1 protein-coding gene is annotated in these 986 nt (G+C 72.6%); it reads right to left on the bottom strand.

Annotated features, from left to right (window positions below; all coding sequences use genetic code 11):
• Positions 1-986 (bottom strand): polyketide synthase dehydratase domain-containing protein (locus tag G3N92_RS34450; RefSeq protein WP_206131930.1); only part of this gene is annotated, 986 nt, incomplete at both ends.

Below are 986 nucleotides of genomic sequence, written 5' to 3'. Positions count from 1 at the left end.
CCGCGCTCGTGCACGGCGCGAACACCTCGATCGCGCGGCACGCGAACGGCACCGCCGCGCCGCCCGCCGCGAGATCCACGCCGGCGAGCCCGGCCCAGGCCTGGATCGCCGCGTCGAGCATGATCGGATGCAGCGGCAGGGCCTCCAGCGTGTGATGCAGCAGACGCGGCAGCTTCAGGCTGGCCAGCACGTAATCCGGCCCGCGATGCAGCTTGCCGAGCGCCTGGAAATTCGCGCCGTGGTGCATGCCGCGCGCCGTCAGCACGCGGTAGATGTCGGCGCCCTCGAGCACGTCGGTCGCCTGCGCGCGCAAGGCCGCCAGGTCGAGCGGGTGCGGCGCGGCGTCCGGCCATTGCGCCGACATCCGTTCGACCCGGCCCTGAACGTGCGGCACCGCTTGCGAGCCGCCACCGCTACCGCCACCGCTGTCGCGCTCGTTCTCGCGCTCGATCTCGAAGCTCGCCGCCCCCCGATGCGCGGCATCGGCCTGCGCGCGGCGCAACCGGATCTCCACGCCCGTCGGCCCCGCGCCGGCACGGATCGGCCGCGCCCAGAGCAGATCCGCGAAGCGCCAATGGAATGCCGCCTCGCCGCCTTCCGTCCGGTGCGCCTGCTCGCTCGCGGCGCGCGCCATTTCGAGGCCGACCATGCCCGGCAGGATCTGCACGTCGCCGACACGATGCTCGTGCCAGAAGAATTCGCCGCCCTTGAAGCGCGATGCATGACGCTGCAGGTCGAAGCTGGACAGATTGCGATGCAACAGCGGATGCCGGATCGCTTCGGGATCCTTCACGCCGAGCGATTCGTCCATCCAGTAGCGTTCGCGCGCGAACGGATAGAGCGGCGCGTGAATCCGGCGCGCGGCGGGTTCACCCGATGCCATCGCGGCGGCCTGCCATGCGGCCCAATCGGCGTCCTCGCCGGCCACCCACGCCCGCGCCAGTTCGTGCGCGGCGCGCGCGGCCGGATCGTCCGCGGCGCATGCG

It is taken from the genome of Burkholderia sp. Ac-20379 (genome assembly GCF_017104645.1).
GTDB lineage: Bacteria > Pseudomonadota > Gammaproteobacteria > Burkholderiales > Burkholderiaceae > Burkholderia.
The sequence above is the reverse complement of the archived record's forward strand: the minus strand, read 5'-3'. Positions and strand labels throughout refer to the sequence as shown.